The sequence below is a fragment of the Rhizobium sp. GR12 genome, from assembly GCF_036596185.1.
Lineage (GTDB): Bacteria > Pseudomonadota > Alphaproteobacteria > Rhizobiales > Rhizobiaceae > Agrobacterium > Agrobacterium nepotum.
The window spans coordinates 51478-68840 of sequence record NZ_JASXTH010000008.1 but is presented as its reverse complement, the minus strand read 5'-3'; the positions used below and the strand labels follow the sequence as shown (position 1 = coordinate 68840).

The 17363-nt window shown below is 59.2% G+C and carries 16 protein-coding genes; 8 read left to right on the top strand and 8 right to left on the bottom strand.

Annotation, left to right across the window (positions count from 1 at the left end; translation table 11 throughout):
- Window positions 1–23 precede the first annotated feature (23 nt).
- Together QSK43_RS15265 and QSK43_RS15260 are read right to left on the bottom strand one after the other, a co-directional pair.
- Window positions 24–740 (bottom strand): FadR/GntR family transcriptional regulator, encoded by a 717-nt coding sequence (locus QSK43_RS15265; protein ID WP_332304139.1) that lies wholly within the window; start codon window positions 738–740, stop codon window positions 24–26.
- A 175-nt stretch (window positions 741–915) separates the two neighbouring features.
- Window positions 916–1593: an HAD family hydrolase gene (locus QSK43_RS15260; RefSeq protein WP_332304138.1), complete on the bottom strand. Its 678-nt coding sequence runs from the start codon at window positions 1591–1593 to the stop codon at window positions 916–918.
- 400 nt (window positions 1594–1993) lie between these two features.
- Here QSK43_RS15260 and minC point away from each other — a divergent pair, with 400 nt between their 5' ends.
- From minC to minE, 3 genes are read left to right on the top strand one after another with little or no spacing between them, the layout of a single operon-like run.
- Window positions 1994–2725 carry a septum site-determining protein MinC gene (gene minC, locus QSK43_RS15255; protein WP_332304137.1) on the top strand — a complete coding sequence of 244 codons (732 nt, stop codon included), beginning with the start codon at window positions 1994–1996 and terminating at the stop codon, window positions 2723–2725.
- 37 nt (window positions 2726–2762) lie between these two features.
- Window positions 2763–3578: a septum site-determining protein MinD gene (gene minD / locus QSK43_RS15250; RefSeq protein WP_045021878.1), complete on the top strand. Its 816-nt coding sequence runs from the start codon at window positions 2763–2765 to the stop codon at window positions 3576–3578.
- Entirely contained in the window at window positions 3575–3835 is a 261-nt protein-coding gene (minE, locus tag QSK43_RS15245) for a cell division topological specificity factor MinE (protein ID WP_045021877.1), read from the top strand. Before minD ends, minE begins: the two co-directional genes overlap by 4 nt.
- A 44-nt stretch (window positions 3836–3879) precedes the next feature.
- Here minE and QSK43_RS15240 read toward each other — a convergent pair whose 3' ends face one another.
- The 3 genes from QSK43_RS15240 to QSK43_RS15230 form a co-directional block, all read right to left on the bottom strand.
- Window positions 3880–4782: an amino acid ABC transporter substrate-binding protein gene (locus QSK43_RS15240; RefSeq protein ID WP_332304136.1), complete on the bottom strand. Its 903-nt coding sequence runs from the start codon at window positions 4780–4782 to the stop codon at window positions 3880–3882.
- A gap of 73 nt (window positions 4783–4855) precedes the next feature.
- Window positions 4856–5749: an amino acid ABC transporter substrate-binding protein gene (locus tag QSK43_RS15235; protein WP_332304135.1), complete on the bottom strand. Its 894-nt coding sequence runs from the start codon at window positions 5747–5749 to the stop codon at window positions 4856–4858.
- A gap of 31 nt (window positions 5750–5780) precedes the next feature.
- Window positions 5781–8105: an EAL domain-containing protein gene (locus QSK43_RS15230; RefSeq protein WP_045021874.1), complete on the bottom strand. Its 2325-nt coding sequence runs from the start codon at window positions 8103–8105 to the stop codon at window positions 5781–5783.
- A gap of 347 nt (window positions 8106–8452) precedes the next feature.
- On the opposite strand from QSK43_RS15230, the gene QSK43_RS15225 reads away from it, so the two are divergent.
- Window positions 8453–9811 carry an amidase gene (locus QSK43_RS15225; RefSeq protein WP_332304134.1) on the top strand — a complete coding sequence of 453 codons (1359 nt, stop codon included), beginning with the start codon at window positions 8453–8455 and terminating at the stop codon, window positions 9809–9811.
- Window positions 9812–9855: 44 nt separating this feature from the next.
- On the opposite strand, the gene QSK43_RS15220 is transcribed toward QSK43_RS15225, so the two are convergent.
- The 3 genes from QSK43_RS15220 to QSK43_RS15210 are packed head-to-tail and all read right to left on the bottom strand — an operon-like array spanning window position 9856 to window position 12869.
- On the bottom strand, window positions 9856–10497 hold the full coding sequence (locus QSK43_RS15220) for a ThuA domain-containing protein (protein WP_003510737.1): 642 nt from the start codon (window positions 10495–10497) through the stop codon (window positions 9856–9858).
- A 17-nt stretch (window positions 10498–10514) separates the two neighbouring features.
- Window positions 10515–11615 carry a Gfo/Idh/MocA family protein gene (locus tag QSK43_RS15215; protein WP_332304133.1) on the bottom strand — a complete coding sequence of 367 codons (1101 nt, stop codon included), beginning with the start codon at window positions 11613–11615 and terminating at the stop codon, window positions 10515–10517.
- A 54-nt stretch (window positions 11616–11669) separates the two neighbouring features.
- The gene (locus QSK43_RS15210) at window positions 11670–12869 is read right to left on the bottom strand and encodes an ROK family transcriptional regulator (RefSeq protein ID WP_332304132.1); all 1200 of its coding nucleotides are present in this window, start codon (window positions 12867–12869) and stop codon (window positions 11670–11672) included.
- Window positions 12870–13065: 196 nt separating this feature from the next.
- Between QSK43_RS15210 and QSK43_RS15205 the strand changes: the two genes are divergently transcribed.
- The 4 genes from QSK43_RS15205 to QSK43_RS15190 all read left to right on the top strand — a co-directional run bounded on the left by QSK43_RS15205 (window position 13066) and on the right by QSK43_RS15190 (window position 17305).
- Entirely contained in the window at window positions 13066–14367 is a 1302-nt protein-coding gene (locus QSK43_RS15205) for an ABC transporter substrate-binding protein (RefSeq protein ID WP_332304131.1), read from the top strand.
- A gap of 70 nt (window positions 14368–14437) precedes the next feature.
- Window positions 14438–15373 carry a carbohydrate ABC transporter permease gene (locus QSK43_RS15200; RefSeq protein ID WP_045021869.1) on the top strand — a complete coding sequence of 312 codons (936 nt, stop codon included), beginning with the start codon at window positions 14438–14440 and terminating at the stop codon, window positions 15371–15373.
- Window positions 15366–16214 (top strand): carbohydrate ABC transporter permease, encoded by an 849-nt coding sequence (locus QSK43_RS15195; RefSeq protein ID WP_332304130.1) that lies wholly within the window; start codon window positions 15366–15368, stop codon window positions 16212–16214. The genes QSK43_RS15200 and QSK43_RS15195 overlap by 8 nt, the downstream gene beginning before the upstream one ends.
- A gap of 17 nt (window positions 16215–16231) precedes the next feature.
- On the top strand, window positions 16232–17305 hold the full coding sequence (locus QSK43_RS15190) for an ABC transporter ATP-binding protein (protein WP_332304129.1): 1074 nt from the start codon (window positions 16232–16234) through the stop codon (window positions 17303–17305).
- Window positions 17306–17363 lie beyond the last annotated feature (58 nt).

Sequence of the window (17363 nt, the reverse complement as noted above, 5' to 3'; positions counted from 1 at the left end):
CCCGTCGCCGGTCTTGGCGGCGGTCACTCCTCTCCGAGCGGTTCCTCCCCGAAACTCTCGGAAAATCTCTTTTGCGACAGCGTCAAATGCTGCCGCATCGCTTCACGCGCGCCTTCCGGGTCATTCGCGGCGATCGCGTTGCGGATCAACCGGTGTTCCTGAACGGCAAGGATCCATGTATGCGGTCCCTCGAAATAGCTGGCCAGCTTCTCGAAATAGGGCGAAAGACTGCGCTCGTCGTAGATCAGGCCGGTGAAACGGTTCAGTGCCGAATTGCCGATGATATCGGCGATGGCGGTGTGGAAGGCGCGGTCGAGGTTGAGGGCCTGCGGCGAGTTGTCGAGCGCACCGGCCATGCGTTCGATGATATCGTCCAGCCTGGCGATGCATGCGGGCGTGGCAAGCCGCGCTGCTTCCTCTGCAATTGCGCTTTCGATGATGCAGCGCGCCTGCAGGATTTCGAATGGACCGTGAGCGTCCGGTACCGGCGGCTTTTCCTTATCTGCCTTGCGGGACGCATTCACGTAGACGCCGGAACCCATGCGGATATGGATATGGCCTTCCACTTCCAGAACGATCAGGGCTTCCCGCACCGTCGGGCGGGATACGCCGAAGCGTTCCGCAAGGTCGCGTTCCGCCGGCAGGCGCTGGCCATCCACCAGTTCCCCGCTCTCTATGAGCAAGCGAATTTGTTCCGCGACCAGCCGATAAAGGCGGCGCGGCTCCAGTGCCACAAACATGATATCCTCCCAGCGCGAAGGTCTCCTCCCGTCGCGCAAGCGGTAAGATTGTCTTACCAATTTTATTAGGGAGCATTTATGCGGTGCTGTCAATCCGGGATTGGCGGAAAAGCGTATGGCGTACCGTTTGGCTTGCACACGAAATCATTGTTCCGTGTGCTGCCTCATTGACGTTTCAGCCTTTGTCATATGCGAGCTTTAAGCCGCCATCGCTGCCGATGGTAACCTCCAGCTCATCGTACCCACCGATGGAAAGATGCGGTGTTTCGATGGGGTGCGAATGGGTGGCGTTGATGACGACGACTGTCGCGCCCATGCGTTCTCCCGCCTGAATGCCGGCGGGCGCATCCTCGAACACGACGCAGTCTTCAGGCGCGACGCCAAGTTTTTCCGCCGCTTTTTTGTATCCCTCGGGATCCGGCTTGCCATTCACCACGTCTTCGGCGCAGATCATCACCGCAGGCGGTGTAAGGCCGGCTGCGGCCAGCCGCCGTTCGGCGAGTGCGCGGGCCGCGGAGGTGACGATGGCCCATTTTCCGACCGGCAATTTTTCAAGAAAGGCGGCTGTCTGCGGGATCTGGAGAATGCCGTCGACGTCGTCCATTTCTTTTTGCAGCAGCATATCCGCCTGTTCCTCGACATTGAGACCCGGAACCGCCTCGCGACGCACCACTTCCGATGCGCGCATGCCGTGGATGCGCTGCAGGAAGGCCTCTGGCTCTATGCCATTATCCACAGCCCATTCGCGCCAGACCCGCTCTACCACCGCAATAGAATTCAGCAGCGTTCCATCCATGTCGAACAGGAAGGCGGCATACTCGCGAGAAAAGGTCGGTGGGACTTTGCTGTGCATTGCATTCTTCCGTTGGATGTATGGGGCTGTCTCGTGTCTATAGTATCGGCAGGCATAACGGAATCGTTTTTCCGCCAAACGGCGGCCTGTCGGTCAGCCATGGATATTGTTCCGGAATCGGTCAGCTTGCCCTGCCTGCGACTCGGCAGGACGAGGCGAAGAGACGGCGTCCTCCATCAAACTGTGCGGGGCGTCAGGTTGCAGCAAGGATCAACTGCTATTGTGAGTTTTGAAAAGAAACAAAAATAGGTAAAATCAAAAGGTAGGCGAAATTTTTGAATGTTTCGCATGAAAAATTTCGTAGCGGAATTCCCTTAACGAAACCGTCGTTTTAGGGGTGTTGTTAACCATTTGTTAACCATATCCGAGGTACCTAATTGTCAATGATTTGTTTACCAAGATGACCAAAGTGCTAACAGACCAGCGTTCGATCCGTATCAAAGGCCGCTCCTTCCTCGCGGTCGTTCTGTCCCCTGAAGCTCCGCTCGATCAATGGCTGGAACGGCTGGATGATCTTGCTGCGCGTTCGGCCGGGTTCTTCCTGTCGCGTCCAGTGGTTCTGGATGCCTCCGATCTGTCGCTCGACAAGGCCGGGCTGAAGGCTCTGCTGGCGGCGCTGACGGAGCGCAATGTCGGCATCATGGGGATTGAGGGCGTTCGCCCCTCGATGATCGAGCCGGGTATGCCGCCGTCGCTGAAGGGCGGAAAGCCCGCTTCCGATGTCGAGGTTGAGCCGGTCGCCGTCGCTTCCGCCGAATTGCCGGAGGAGAAGCCGCGTGCGTCAAGCGAGGTTCGCGCCGTCGTACAGTCGCTGGTCATCAACGAGCCGGTTCGCTCGGGCCAGTCGATCATGTTTCCCGAAGGCGATGTGACCGTCATCGGTTCGGTCGCCTCGGGCGCGGAAATCATCGCGGGCGGTTCGGTGCATATTTACGGGGCGTTACGCGGCCGTGCCATGGCCGGTTCGCTCGGCAATGTTTCTGCGCGCATCTTCTGCCGCAAGCTGGAGGCGGAGCTGCTGGCGATAGATGGTGTCTACAAGGTCGCCGAGGATATTGACGAAAAGCTGCGCGGCCAGCCCGTTCAGCTGTGGCTGGAAAACGATACGATAAAGGCCGAAAAACTTGGCTGACGACATAGAGAAAACAACACAGGAACAGGAGAGCCGTATGGGGAAGGTAGTCGTTGTTACTTCCGGCAAGGGCGGGGTTGGCAAGACCACCTCGACCGCAGCGCTTGGCGCCGCGCTGGCGCAGAACAAGCAGAAGGTCGTGGTTGTCGATTTCGATGTCGGCCTGCGCAACCTCGATCTCGTCATGGGTGCTGAACGCCGGGTGGTTTACGATCTCGTCAACGTCATCCAGGGCGACGCCAAGCTGACGCAGGCGCTGATCCGCGACAAGCGCCTCGAGACGCTGTTCCTGCTGCCTGCCTCGCAGACGCGAGACAAGGACAATCTGACGCCGGAAGGTGTCGAGTGGGTCATTGCCGAGTTGAAGAAACATTTCGACTGGGTGATCTGCGACAGCCCGGCCGGTATCGAACGCGGCGCGACGCTGGCCATGCGCCATGCGGATGTGGCCGTCGTCGTCACCAATCCGGAAGTCTCCTCGGTGCGCGACAGCGACCGTATCATCGGCTTGCTCGATTCCAAGACGCTGAAGGCCGAACGCGGCGAGCGCATGGAAAAGCACCTGCTTCTGACGCGTTACGATTCGGCCCGCGCTGAGCGCGGCGACATGCTGAAGGTCGACGACGTTCTGGAAATTCTGTCCATACCGCTGCTCGGCATCATTCCCGAAAGCATGGATGTGCTGCGCGCCTCCAACGTTGGCGCGCCGGTTACGCTGGCGGATGCCCGTTGCGCGCCGGCCATGGCCTATTTCGATGCCGCCCGCCGCCTGGCCGGCGAGGAAATTCCGATGGTCATTCCGGGCGAGAAGCGGGGTATCTTCTCCAAGATTTTTGCAAGGAGGGCTGCATGAGCATTTTCGCCCTGTTCCGTAAACAGAAGTCGGCACCGCTTGCGCGTGAGCGCCTGCAGGTGCTGCTCGCTCACGAAAGGGCGTCGTCGGGAACCGATCTCGTCGCCGTCCTCCGGGAAGAAATTCTCGCCGTCATCGCCAGACACGTGCAGATCGACAACGACCGGGTGCATGTGAAGATGGATCGCGACGAGCACGTCTCCATATTGGAGATCGATGTCGAAATCCCCTTGAGTGCCGACCTGCGCGCCGCGTGACGTTTTTTAAGAAAGCCGCCGCCCCTTGCCGGGCGGCGTTTTTTTTATTCGGCCGTCGTATCGAGGGGTTTTCGAAATACCTCGGCCAGATCGCCGGGAAGCGGGCGCTTGAGGTTTATGCCGTTCGGCGGAATCGGAGCGTTGAACCACTTGTCGTAGATTCTCTCGATTTCACCGCTTGCATAGATTTGCCCCAACGCTTCGTTGACGGTATTTTTGAAGTCGGTATCGCCGTGCCGGAGCATCAGGCCATAGGGCTGCGGCGGCGCGAGATATTCGTTCGAGATGGAATAGTCGTCCGGCCTGCCGGTTTCGGCGACGAAGGACCTCAGAAGAATGTCGTCCATGACGAAGGCCGAGGCGCGGTTTTCGGTCACCATGTCGAAACTGCCCTCGGTGCTGTCATTTTGCAGAACGGCGATGTTCAGTCCCAATTTTCTGTTGAGCACATTCAGCTGGCTGATATTGATGGTTCCCGTCGTCACCACCACGGTTCGTCCGGCAAGATCGCCGACGCTGTTCATGCCGCTCGATTTCAGCGCGACATAGCGGGTACCGGTGATGAAGTGGCTGTAGGAAAACCAGACGGCCTTGCGCCTTTCCTCCGTATTTGTGCTCGCCACGCATTCCATGTCGATCGTGCCGTCATTGAGAAGCGTGATGCGGTTGCTAGGGGTGCGCTTGACGAAATCGATCTTCAATTCCGTCAGACCCAGTTTTTTCTTGATGGAGTCCGCCACGTTCAAACACAGCTCGATGCTGTAGCCGATCGGCTCCGGGCCTGTGCCCAGATAGGAGAAGGGAAGATTGCGGTCGGCATAACCCAGCCGGATGGTGCCGGTTCGGGCAATGGTTTCGAGTGTAGGCGGTTGGGTGTCGTCGGCCGCCGCAATGGTGGGCAGAAGACCTAAAATCCCCAGTATGAGCCACAATGTCGATCTCTGCATCGCGCATCTCCAGCCAAAATTATCTGTCAAAACGTTTTCATAAAAATAGAGGCATGGTGGGGGCGTTGCGCCCTCAGTCCCGGTATTCGCTTGGATGTTCATAGGCTTGTTTCAGAGAGGTCGTCATCGGCAGGTTCAGGTTCATGCCGTTCGGCGGAATGGGCTTGGTGAACCATTTTTCATAAAGGTCATAAATTGCGGGACCGGTGAAGATCTGCCGCAGGCTTTCGTTGACCGCCGCCTTGAAGTCCGGGTCGTTGCGCCGGAAAACCAGGCCGTAAGGCTCCGGTGCGCTTAGCGTTTCCTCGGAAAGCGCGTAGAGGTCAGGATTTTCGGATGTCGCCGCCAGCGCCGCCAGCAATATGCCATCCATGACGAAGGCGGAAGCCTTTCCGGCAACCACGAGTTCGAAGGCCTCCTCGTTGGTTTTCGTCGGCATCACCGAAATATTGAGGTTCTTTTGCCGGTTCACAGCGTTCAGCTGCTCGATGTTGACCGTTCCGGAGGCGGACGTGACCGACCTTCCGGCCAGATCGGCAAGGCTTTTCAGATTATCCTGCTTGCGCGAGAGGAACTGCGTCGCGGTCATGAAATTCGGATAGGAGAAATCCACCATTTTCCGGCGTTCGGTGTTGTTGGTCGTTGCCGCGCATTCGATATCGATCTTGCCGCTGCGCACGAGAATGAAGCGGGTCGCAGGCGTGGCTTTCACATATTCGATGTCGAGTTTGTCGAGCTTCAGCTGCTTGCGGATATCCTCGCTGATCGCATGACAGAGATCGGTTGAGAAACCTGTGACTTCCCCGTCCGGCAGCTGGTAGGAAAAGGGCGGCTCGGCTTCACGATAACCGATGCGGATTTTTGCGGTCTTGGCGATCTGCCGAAGCGTGTCGCTTTCGCCTGCAGCCTGCAACGCGGTGGCGGGGACAAAGCATGTGAGGAAAAGGCAAAATACTGAAATACGCATTTTATGTCCTCTTGGCTGGCGGGCCGGTTTCTCAAATCGCTTTTTGTGGCGGATAATAGGTTTCCTGCATCGGTAGACCGGCGTCGTGAGGCGACTGCTCCTCGTTTCCGGTCTGGGCGATGACGGTACGGTTCTTGAATATCCGGGCAAGCGGCGCCGGCTCGGCGAAATAATAACCCTGCGCCTCGTCGCATCCGGAAAGCTTCAGCGCCTCGACCTGTTCCTTGTTTTCCACGCCTTCGGCCGTGACTTTCAGGCCGATCTGCTCCGCCATGTCGATGATGGTATTGACGATGGCCGAGCACATCGGGTTTTCCGGCAGGCCGGAAACGAATTCACGGTCGATCTTGATCTTGTCGAAGGCAACATGGGTCAGCGTGCTCAAGCCGGCATAACCGGTGCCGAAATCGTCGAGTACGAGGCGGACGCCTCTTTCCTTCAGTAATTTCAGAGCCCTGGCGCTGCTGTCGCGTTCCAGCATCGCGGTTTCGGTCACTTCCAGTTCCAGTCGCTCTGCCGGAAAGCCGGATGTTTCAAGCGCCTTGCCGACGATCGGGACGATATCGTCATTGTAAAGCTGCACGGCGGAAAGATTGACGGCGAGCCGGATATCCTTCGGCCAGGTCATGGCGTCCATGCAGGCCTGCGCCAGAACCCATTCGCCCAAAGGCTTGATGAAATTGTTTTCTTCGGCAAGCGAGATGAAACGGTCCGGCGTGATGATGCCGAGCTTGCTGTGCCGCCAGCGGGCAAGGGCCTCGTAAGCGACGATGCGGCCGCTCTGCAAGTTGACCACAGGCTGGTAATGCAGTTCGAATTCGTGGTTTTCGAGGGCGGATTTCATGTCTATTTCGAGCGCGTGCTTATGTTGCGCCGCCATGTCCATGCCGGGCTCGTAAAATACGAAGAAGCCGCATCCCATGGATTTCGCCCGGTAGAGGCCGAGATCCGCATGTTGCAGAAGTTGGGTGCCGGAAGTACCGTGATCGGGTGCGCAGGCGATGCCGATGCTGGTATCGACGCTGATATGGCTGCCTTCGAGGCCGAAGCTGCGCGAAACCGCATGCACAACCCGCTTTGCCAGCGCGCCCGCATCCTCCCGACAATCGTCGGTCACCGATTGTATGATCGCGAATTCATCGCCGCCGAGCCTGCTTACCATGTCGTTTTCACCGAGCACGGAGGAAATCCGCGAGGCCACGGCTACAAGCAGCGCGTCGCCGGCCGCATGTCCCAGCGTATCGTTGACGGCCTTGAACCGGTCGAGGTCGAGCAGCATGACGTTGAACGGCTGGCCGGAGGTGGAAAGAAGTTCGAGACGGTTTTCCAGCGTCTTCATCAGCAACACGCGGTTGGGAAGTCCGGTCAGCGCATCGTGATGGGCCATATGTTCCAGCTGCTGCGCCATGTCGCGTATCTGCCGGAGGCGTCCGCGTTCCAGAACCGCCTCCCGCAGCGTTTCGATGGCGGTGGCCATGTCGCCGATTTCGTCCCGTCGCTCCTGAAACGGTGTGACGACATCGGTTTCCTCGCGGGCTATCCTGAGTGTCGCCTGTACCAGAGCCGGAACCGGTTTCAGAAAGTGTCTGGCGATCAGCGTCACGAGGACGCCGGTGACGGTCAGAACCACGATCAGGGCGACGAGCGAATTGTAGATCAGCTTGCGCTGCGCGCCATAGAGCGCATCCGAACCGCCGATGCTGACGGCGACCGCGCCAATCGGTTTTTTCGTTTCCGTACTGATGATCGGCAGCAGGCCGATAAAGTGACTGGAATCGCCAATCGTCGCAAAGCCGGTGGCGAAACGCGCGGCGACCGCGTCTCTGGAGAAGATGGGATCGGTGGCGATCGGTTTTTCGTCGTCGTCGGTGGCGTTGTCGAAGGCCGCCGCGATTTGACGGAAGCCGGAATCGGTCTCGTCGTAACGGAAAAGCCAGACTGCATTTTTGGTTTGCGCGCCGATGAGCGCGAGAACGTCGCTGGGGTTGAAGCCGGTAACGAGAATGGATGCGTCGTCGCCAATCGGCTTGTCGGTCAAGATGCCGTTTACCTGTCCGTCCGTGTCGGCGGTGACGCTGACGTAGGTATAGATGCTGCGCAGGGTGGCGCTGGCAATCTGCGAATTGACGCGGGCTTGGTTAAGCCATTGCTCGCTGGCGGCGGCAACGAACATGTACCAGCCGACGAGCGCCCCGATGCTGTAGGAAAAGATCACGCCGCCCAGAAATATCATGGTTATCTTGCTGGCGAGCGAACGCCGCCGCGAAAATCGGCCTGTTGCCGGCTGCGTCGTTGAGTGAAGCGTTTGGCCGGCTTCAACCTGTCTATCTATCCCCCGATAGGCAGTCTCTTCCATTCGCGATATTCCCCCGCGATGTCGCGTTATGATTGTTTTATGGAATTTTTATAGGGCATGTATTTCAGCGATGTCTGCTAAATAATTCAACAAAGTTTAGATGCGATTAAGAATTAATCCGTCTTTTTATAGTCGTCGCTTATATAAGGTGCGGCGTACCTATACCTTAGGTTGAAAAATCAGATCGTGCGAAACGGGAGGCAGACGCCGGCTTCGCAGATGCTTTATGGCCTCCTCTGCGCGTTTCCCAAACCGGTTTCCGGCTGTAGATGTTGCGGCCATTGGCCTTGCCAAGCGGCCGATAACCGGCATGTTGTGTGCAACAAGCCGGTTTCAAGGAACATATCATGGCTCACACGGGCAAAAACATCGCGCAGCTTTCCACTCTCATCCAGAGCGGCCATCTCGATCCACGCGCGCTGGCGGAGGAGACGCTCGATGCAATCGGAAAATCGGAAGATGGAGCGATCTTTGTCGGTCTGACGGCGGCACGGGCCATGGCGGAGGCGGAAGGTGCCTCGAAGCGCATTCGCGAGGGCCGTTCCTGTGGCGTGCTCGACGGCATTCCGGTGGCCTGGAAAGACCTTTTCGATCTTGAAGGCACAGTGACCACCGCCGGATCGACGGTGCTGTCGGACAATGTGCCCGCGTCCCGTGACGCGGATGTGGTGACAGCGCTGAAAGAGGCTGGAATGGTCTGCGTCGGTCGCACCAATATGAGCGAATTCGCTTTTTCCGGCCTCGGCATTAACCCGCATTACGGCACGCCGCGCAATCCCGCCTCCACGGACGGCCATCGGCTGCCGGGCGGTTCTTCCTCCGGCGCGGGCGTTGTGGTTGCCGCTGGTCTGGTTCCGGTGGCGATCGGTACGGATACCGGCGGATCGGTGCGCATTCCCGCCGCCTTCAACGGCGTGGTGGGTTACAAGGCAAGCCGTGGCCGTTATTCGATGCGCGGCGTTTATCCGCTTTCGAAAAGCCTCGATTCACTCGGGCCACTCACCCGCACCGTGCAGGATGCCGTGTGGGTGGATGCCGCCATGCGCTGCAAGACCGCTGCCGATGCGATGCGTGCGCCGTTGTCCGGCCTGTCGCTGGTCGTGCCGGAAACGGTGTTTTTCGACGGCATTGAGGAGGGCGTCGCCGTCGCTTTCGAGCATGCAGTGGAACGGCTTTCCCGCGCCGGCGCTTCGGTCCGGCGGCAGGCATTCCCGATCTTTTCGCAATTGTTCGATCTCATCAAGGAAAAGGGTGCGCTGGTGACGGCGGAAGCCTTCGCCCTACACAAAGCGCGGCTGGAAGGCACGGATGCCGCGCGCATGGATCCGCGCGTGGTCGCCCGAACCAGACTCGGCGCGAATATCTCCATGCCGGATTACATCGCCATTATCGAGGCGCGCGAACGCATGACAGCGGCTTTTTCGGACATGATCGGCAAGAACGAGTTGCTGGTGTCGCCGACACTGCCGCATGTCGCGCCCAAGGTCGCGCCGCTTGTCGAGAATGACGAGGCTTTCTTCGCCATGAATGCAAAGACCCTGCGCAACACCCAGATCGGCAATTTTTTCGATCTCTGCGGCGTTTCCATACCCTGCGGCACCGGTGAGGCGGGAATGCCCGTTGGCCTGCTGCTTTCCGGCCTGCACGGCACGGATGATCATGTTCTGGTCGCGGCGATGGCTGCGGAAGAGATCGTTCGGGGTTGATGAAAGGAAAAGGCGGCCTTGTTTGGCCGCCTCGACCTAAAATCTCAGCGCGCCGCCCAGTTGGCGCCGCGGCGGAACATGGTCTTCATTTGCGGCACGGAAAACTCCTTGGCCTGATGGCCGAGCGCCGAATAGAAGACGCGGCCCTTGCCGTATTTGCGTTTCCAGACCACCGGCATCACCACGCCGTCGATCCACCAGGCGTGGTCGCCGGTGAATTTTGTCGTTGCCAGCACCTCGTTGGATGGGTCGACATGCATGTAATATTGCTCCGACGTGTAGGGGAAATCGGAAATTCCCTCCATCAGCGGGTCATCGGGACGGGTGATGTTGACGTGATAGTCGATGATATTGCCCGGATGGGCGACCCATTGGCCGCCGATCATGAACTGGTATTCGACGCAGTCACGGAAACTGTCGCCAGCGCCGCCGTGAAAGCCGGCGATGCCGACGCCGTTTTCCACTGCGGCGGTGAGGTTCTTGATCTCTTCCTTTTCGATCTTCGACATGGTGACGATCGGCACGACAAGGCTCAGATCATGCACGGAAGGATCGGCGAATGCCTCCGTGCTGTGCTCCACATAGACCTTGAAGCCGTCCTCTTCCAATATGTCCTTGACGATGGTGGCGCATTCCTGCGGCTCATGGCCGCTCCAGCCGCCCCAGACGATGAGTGCTTCGCGCATTTATTTCCTCCTCGGGATTATATGCCGAGCTGGCCGTCGACCAGCGAAGTTTCAAGGGGAGCAGGGCGCTCCACCTCGGTGGTGATGGAAATGGTGGCGCCGCTGTCCGATGCCGTCTGGAAGGCTTCCATGACCTCCAGCACATGCAGGGCAAGATCGCCATTGGCGCGGTGCGGGCGGTTTTCGCGGATCGCATAGGCCATGTCGGCGACGCCGATGGAGCGGTAGTTGCCATCGGCATAGGGCGACGACAGCGCCTGCGGCTCGAACTGGCCGCCCTTCTTCAGCAATTGCACCTCGCCGCCGAAATGGTTCGGATCAGGCACGATCAACGTGCCCTCCGTGCCGTAGATTTCCAGCGGCACATGTTTGTGGCCGGCCACATCGAAGCTCATACCCACCTGCACCACGGCTCCATTCTGGAAAGCCAGCACCCCGGAAACATGGGTGGCGACATGGACGGGGATTTTTTCGCCGTTCTTTGGCTCGCTGGTAATGAGACGCTCGTTGCGCGGCGCAAAGGCGAAACCCGCCACCTTGGCGACCGGGCCGAACAGGTTGACGAGATCGGTGATGTAATAGGGTCCCATATCCAGCATCGGCCCGCCGCCGACTTCGTAATAAAAGGCGGGGTTGGGATGCCAGCGCTCATGGCCGGGGCACATGAAGGTGGCAGTTCCGCCGACGGGCTGGCCAAGGACGCCCTCGTCGATCAGCCGGCGCGCGGTCTGGTGACCGCCACCGAGGAAAGTGTCCGGGGCCGAGCCGATGCGCAGGCCCTTCGCCTTTGCCGCATCCGCAAGGCGTTTGCCTTCCGCGAAATTGATGCCGAGTGGTTTTTCCGAATAGGCGTGTTTGCCCGCCTCAAGCGCGCGCAGACCCACCTCCACATGCGCCTTGGGGATCGTCAGGTTGACGATGATTTCCACGGAGGGATCGGCCAGCAATGCGTCGATGCTTTTTGCCTGAAGACCAAATTCGTCCGCCCGCGCCTTCGCGGCCTCCTCGTTCATATCCGCCAGTCCGCGAATATCGAGAATGGGAAACGACGCCATTGCCTTGAGATAGGCGCTGGAGATGTTGCCGCAGCCGATGATGCCGATACCGACCTTGTTCATATGATTTCCTCCCGTAAATCAGAAATGCCGTAGTCCGCTTCCTAGCCGTGTCGGCTAGAGCGCTGGCCCCGTTGTGTTCCATGGTGATTCGTAAAGTTCGTAGAGTGCGACGGCCGCAGCCCCCTGCGCCCATAATTCGTCGCTCGCAACGTCGAAAACCAGTTCGGCGACGCCGGCCAGCGATGGCGGCACGGCGGCGTTGTAACTGTTGCGAATGGCGGCAATGAAGGGCTCACCGAGTTCGAGGCTGGAACCGGTGATGATGACGCGCGGCGGCGCAAACAGCGTGACGATATTGGCAAGCGTCAGGCCAAGTGCAGCACCAGCGCGCAAAGCCGCCGTGATCAGATCGTTGTCTTCCGCCGCAATCAGGGCATGTGCATGCTGCATGCCACGACCAAGCCGGATCGCCTCGGCAAAACGCCCGTCAACCGGGCGGGTGCCAAGAATGGCGTTTTCGCCCGCCTGGCTCGCCAGCCGCACGGTTCCTTCGCTGGCAAGGCCGATCACGAGATCGCCGAGATTGTGGCTGAGGCCGCCAGCGCCGCGAAACAGCTGGTTCTGATGCAGCACGCCAAGCCCAAGCGTCTGCTCGAGCGAGATCAGCACCATGTCTTCCAGATCGCGTGCATGACCGAACCAGTGGTGGGCGAGCGTGATGGCGTGGGCGTCGCTTTCGATGATGGTGGGCGAATTCAGCCGCGCCGTCATTTCCTCTGCGAAATCGACGTTCACTTCGCGCAGGATGGGACTGCTGCGGATCCTGCCGGTGCGGTGTTCGATGACGCCGGGCAGGCCAAGACAGACCATGTCCACGTCTTCCAGGGAAAGCCCGGCATCGACGACACAACGGCGCACACCGTCCTCCACCAGATCGGCGATGACGCCGATCGGCTGGCGGTCGACACGGATCGGCAAAGCGAGGGTAGACAGCACGTTGCCGCAAAAATCGGTGACCACGAAAACCATACGGTTCGCCGCGATCTTGGCGCCTACCACACGGGCTGCATCCGGGTTCAACTCCAGCATCACGCGTGGCCTGCCGCGCGCGCCTTCGGTGCGGATGTCCCCGAGATGTCGGGTGAGAATAAGCCCGTCGTCCAGCAGCGATGCGGTGATCGCCGAAACGGTGGTGGTGGAAAGTTGCGTTCTTTCGCTGATTTCCACCCGGGAGATCGGTCCGTGGCGGCGGATGCTGTCCAGCACGCTCAGCCTGTTGATCGCGCGCATCAGTTCTGGGTCTGCGGTCTTCATGGGGTCCTGCTGCGATCAATGCCGGTTCGAAAACCGATTTATGTCGGAATACGGATTAAATAACGGTGTAGGGGAGGGGTGTGTCAAGCCATTCGCGCAAAAAATCGGCACGGTGCCTTGACAATGTGCGAGGGCTAATGTGAATTAATCCGCATTGGGGAATAAATGAGGAAATCCCCGAGGGAGGATCACGATCATGACCATTAGGCACGCAGGCGCAAGCCTGAGCGGCAGGCTGATAGGCTTTGCCACAACGACAAGCATTGCTCTCATGCTCGGCGCCGCAAGCGCCTCGGCCGCAACGGTCGTTAAATGGATGCATGTGGAGCTGGACCCGAAATCCGTGGCTGTCTGGGAGGAGATCGCCAAGGAATACGAGGCCAAGCATCCGGGCGTGGACGTACAATTGCAATTTCTTGAAAACGAAGCGTTCAAGGCAAAATTGCCCACCCTGCTGCAATCCAACGACGTTCCCGATTTCTTTTACAGCTGGGGTGGTGGGGTTCTTGAGGAACAGTCCAAAACCGGTGCGCTGAAGGACCTGACCGAGGTTTTCGACGCTGATGGCGGCAAGCTGCGCCAGGCCTATAGCGCGGCCGCAATCGATGGCCTGTCGTTTGACGGCAAGGTCTGGGCTGTGCCTTACCGCGTCAGCCTCGTCAGCTTTTTCTACAATAAGGCGCTGTTTTCCAAGGCCGGCGTGAAAGCCGAAGATATCAAGACCTGGGACGATCTCGGCGCTACGGTCAAGAAAATCAAGGAAGCGGGCATCGTTCCGATTGCCGGTGGTGGCGGTGAAAAATGGCCGATCCACTTCTACTGGAGCTATCTCGTCATGCGCAATGGCGGGCAGGCCGTGTTCGATGCCGCCCGCAAGGGCGAGGGCGAAGGTTTCATGGATCCGGCCATCATCAAGGCGGGCGAGCAACTGGCCGAATTCGGCAAGCTCGAACCCTTCCAGCCCGGTTATCTCGGATCCACCTGGCCGCAGGCGCTTGGCGTCTTCGGTGACGGCAAGTCGGCGATGATCCTCGGCTTCGACAATACCGAAGCCAACCAGCGCAAGAATGCCGGCGACGGCAAGGGTCTGGCGCCTGAAAATATCGGCCGCTTCGCATTTCCCGTCGTAGAGGGCGGTGCCGGCAAGGCCACCGATACGCTGGGCGGGCTGAACGGCTGGGCGGTTACGAAAAACGCCTCCAAGGAGGCGATCGATTTCGCAGCCTTCCTCACCAGCAAGGAAAGCGAAGAGAAATTGGCGGCTGCTGGCATGATCCTGCCGGTTGCGACGGGTGCTGCCGGCGCGGTCAAGAACCCGCTGCTGGCGGATTCGGCAAAGCAGCTCGCCGGCTCCACCTGGCACCAGAACTTCTTCGACCAGACGCTTGGGGCTGCCGTCGGCCGTGTCGTCAACGATGTCTCTGTCGAGATCGTCTCCGGCCAGATGACTGCGGAAGAGGGTGCCCAGCAAATTCAGGACGCTTTCGAGCTTCGCTGATCGTCTGTTCCATGACGGCGCCGCGCGGGATGCGGCGCCGCAGTATCTGCCTGAATGAAAGCGGATAGAGATGACGGATATTTCCATGACTTCTGCGTCCATACCGGCGCGCGCATCGAAGACGAAGCGCAAGCAAAGCTCGGTCGCACATGACCGGGCGCTGACCCTTCTGGTCTTCCTGCCGCCCGCGCTGCTGCTCTTTACCCTGTTCGTCATTCTGCCGATGGGCGAGGCGGCGTGGTACAGCCTTTATCGCTGGAACGGCTACGGCACGCCGACCGATTTCGTCGGCTTGAAGAATTTTCAGGTGCTGTTCGGTAATGCCGCCTTTTCGCAGGCATTGATGAATAACGGCATCATCATCCTGATTTCCGTGCTGATCCAGATACCGCTGGCGATCTGGCTCGCCATGATGCTGGCCCACCGGCTTCCCGGCGTCGTCGCCTTCCGGCTTGTCTTCTTTCTGCCCTATGTTCTGGCGGATGTCGCAGCCGGTCTGATCTGGCGTTTCGTTTATGACGGCGATTACGGTCTGTTCGCGGCCATCTCCAATTTCTTCGGTTTCGCCAACCCTTATGTGCTGGCCGACAAGGACGTCGCGATCTACGCGGTGCTTGGCGTCATCGTCTGGAAATATTTCGGTTTCCACATGATGCTGTTCATTGCCGGCCTTCAGTCCGTCGACAAGAACGTGCTGGAAGCGGCCGAAATCGATGGTGCTTCCGGCTGGCAGAAGTTCCGCTACGTGACACTGCCGATGCTCGGTTCCACGGTGCGCCTGTCCGTCTTCTTCGCGGTGATCGGCTCGTTGCAGTTGTTCGACATGATCATGCCGCTGACCGGCGGTGGCCCGTCCAATTCCACGCAGACCATGGTCACCTTCCTCTACACCTACGGCGTCATGCGCATGCAGGTGGGGCTTGGCAGCGCGGTCGGCGTCGTTCTCTTCGTCATCTGCGTAACGCTTGCCTTCGGTTACAAAAGGATTTTCATGCGCCATGACTGATACATCCACTTCCGTCCGCATGCCGCTGCAAACGAAGCTTTATCTTTACATATCGCTGAGCCTGATCGCGGCTATCGTGCTCATCCCGCTGCTGACCACGGCGCTTGGCGGCTTCAAGACGCTGGGGGACCTGCGCGTCAATCCGTTCGGTCTTCCGGCCGAATGGCAATGGGCCAATTACGGCGATATCCTCTTCGGCAAGCGCTACTGGCTGCAAATCTTCAATTCGCTTGTCATCGCGCTGTTGACTGTGTTCCTGACGTTGACCGTCTCGGCCATGGCCGCCTTTACCTTCGCGCATGTGAAGTTCTTCGGCTCGTCGTTCCTGCTCAATTACTTCCTTCTGGGGCTGATGTTTCCAGCGGCGACGGCGATCCTGCCGCTGTTCATCCGCATCCGCGATCTTGGCCTGCTCGATACCTATTGGGGCGTGGTTTTGCCGCAGGTGGCCTTCGGGCTTGGCATGAGCATTCTTCTGTTCCGCAATTATTTCCGCAATCTGCCGGATGAACTGTTTCAGGCCGCCTTCGTGGATGGCTGCGGTTATCTGCGGTTCTTCTGGCATATTTCCATGCCGCTTTCGCGACCCATCGTGGCCACCGTCGGCATCGTGTCTTTCGTCGGCAGTTGGAACAGCTACATCCTGCCGCTGATCATGCTGAATTCGGAATCGAAATATCCCTGGCCGCTCGGCATCATGGTGTATCGCGGCGAATTCGGCACGGAGTGGCAGCTCGTTCTCGCCTTTATCACGCTGACGATCCTGCCGACCGTCATCGTCTTCTTCCTCGCACAGAAACACATCATCGCGGGCCTGACGGCCGGTGCCGTCAAATCGTGACTTGAAAGGAGCAAAATATGGCTTCCGTCGAACTTAGGGATATCCGCAAGTCCTATGCCGCGCTCGATGTCATTCACGGCATCTCGCTCGATATAACCGATGGTGAATTCATCGCGTTGGTCGGGCCTTCGGGCTGCGGCAAGTCCACCCTGCTGCGCATGATCGCCGGGCTGGAGGAAATCACCGATGGGGACATCCTCATCGGCGGCACCGTCGTCAACGACATGACACCGCGCGAGCGCAACATCGCCATGGTTTTCCAGTCCTATGCGCTTTATCCGCATATGACGGTGGCCGAAAACATGGGCTTCAATCTGAAGCTTGCCGGCCAGCCGAAAAACGTCATCGAACAGCGTGTGGCGGAAGCCGCTCGCATGCTTGATCTCGGCCAGCTTCTGGACCGCAAGCCCTCGCAGCTTTCCGGCGGCCAGCGCCAGCGTGTTGCCATGGGCCGCGCCGTGGTGCGTAACCCGGCCGTCTTCCTGTTCGATGAGCCGTTATCGAACCTCGACGCCAAGCTTCGCGTGCAGATGCGCAGCGAAATCAAGGCATTGCACCAGAAAGTTGGTACGACCTCCATCTACGTCACCCATGACCAGATCGAGGCGATGACGCTGGCGGACCGGGTGGTGGTGCTCAATCACGGTCGCATCGAGCAGCAGGGCACGCCGCTCGAACTCTATAAGACGCCGGCCAATCTCTTCGTGGCCGCCTTCATCGGCTCACCGGCCATGAACCTCATCGAAGGCGTGGTTGACGGCGAGGGCGATCAGCCTGCTGCACGACTGAAGGACGGAACCGCGATCCGTATTGCCGCTTCCAGAAAGGTCAAGCGTGGTCAGCCGGTGACGATTGGCTTGAGACCGGAACATATCGGTTCGACCATCGGCGGCGATATTTCGCTCTCCGGCAGGACGGTGCTGGTGGAGCCGACAGGCGCGCAGACACATGTGGTCTTCGAACTGGCGGGCGATCAGGTGACGGCGGTGGTGGATGGCGAGCAGCCGGTCAGGGTCAACACCCCCTTTGCCGCCACCGTTCACCACGAGCGTGTGCATGTATTCGACAGGGCAAGCGGTCTGGCGCTTTAGCCGCCTTTCGCTTTTTAAGTAAAATAGCGAAATTCTCTCGCCCCTCCGACTTTTGGGG